This window comes from Candidatus Schekmanbacteria bacterium RIFCSPLOWO2_02_FULL_38_14 (assembly GCA_001790855.1).
In the GTDB taxonomy this organism is placed as follows: Bacteria; Schekmanbacteria; GWA2-38-11; order GWA2-38-11; family GWA2-38-11; genus 2-02-FULL-38-14-A.
This window is the reverse complement of record MGDH01000022.1, coordinates 191,954-193,071: the sequence shown is the minus strand read 5'-3', so window position 1 is coordinate 193,071 and position 1,118 is coordinate 191,954. Positions and strand designations below refer to the sequence as shown.

Genomic DNA, 1,118 nt, shown 5'->3' with positions numbered 1-1,118 from the left:
AAGATTTAGAATTAAACCCGGAGAAAAAATCAGTATAGCTTTCCTGTAGTGTCAAAGCTTGGAGGAATCGATTTCCCAATCAGAAAATCCCTTGCAGACATTCTTTTGTGTCCTTCAAGCTGTACCTCTTCAAGTGAGAGGAGATTATCTCCTGTCTGAACTAAAAAAGTTTCTCTGTTGCTGGTAATTGTTCCTGTTCTGCTGTCTGAGCTGCGATTAACAAGAGATGCCTTCCAGATTTTAAAGAGCTTTCCTGAAAGAAAGGTATAGGAAGAGGGCCATGGATTTGTTCCCCGCATCAGGTTCAAAATAGCTGCTGCGCTTTTGTTCCAGTCTATGAGTCCGTCTTCTTTTTTAAGGAGAGGCGCAAAAGTAACCATGGATTCATCCTGAGGTATTGGATTTATACTTTTTCTCTCAAGCAGGCTGAGGGTGCTGACAATGAGAGATGCACCTATGATTTTCAAACGGTTATGTAAAGTTCCTGCAGTCTCAGTTTCAAGTATTTCAGTTTTTTCCTGAAGAAGGATATCTCCTGAATCCAGCTTTAATGCCATTTTCTGGGTTGTCACACCTGTTTCTTTTTCACCGTTTATTATTGCCCAGTTAATCGGCGCTGCGCCCCGGTACTTTGGCAGGAGAGAGGCATGGAGGTTTATGCAGCCCATTGGAGGGATTTCAAGAAGTTCCATGGGAAGAATTTTACCATAAGCCACAACAACTATTATGTCAGGATTGAGCCCGCTTATTATGTCTATGAACCTGCCCTCTTTGATTTTAAAAGGCTCCATTGTTTGTATGTCATTTTTGAGTGCAAACTGTTTTACAGGAGAGGGTGTGATATGCATTCCCCTTCCTTTTGGCTTATCAGGCTGGGTTATAACGGATAATATTTCATAGCCTTTTTTGTGGATTGCTTCAAGACTTGGAATGGCAAATTCAGGGGTGCCCATAAAAATGACCTTCATGGTTTATCCCCCTTTTATCTGTTTTTTCATCTGGCGTTTAAAAATCTGTTTTTTCAGAGTGCTTAAATGGTCAACAAAAAGTTTTCCATTGATGTGGTCAATTTCGTGCTGAAAAACCCTTGCAAGAAGCCCTTCAGCAACAATTTCTAT

At 40.8% G+C, this 1,118-nt stretch carries 2 protein-coding genes (1 of these 2 cut by a window edge); both read right to left on the bottom strand.

What is annotated here, in order from left to right; all coding sequences use genetic code 11:
• Positions 1-29: 29 nt before the first annotated feature.
• Positions 30-968, bottom strand: a complete 939-nt coding sequence (locus A3H37_01805) for a methionyl-tRNA formyltransferase (protein ID OGL49742.1) — start codon at positions 966-968, stop codon at positions 30-32.
• A 3-nt stretch (positions 969-971) separates the two neighbouring features.
• On the bottom strand, positions 972-1,118 hold the 3' end of the coding sequence (locus A3H37_01800) for a peptide deformylase (protein OGL49741.1). It continues 357 nt past the right edge of the window; the window shows 147 of its 504 coding nt (coding positions 358-504); its start codon lies off the right edge, out of view; the stop codon is at positions 972-974.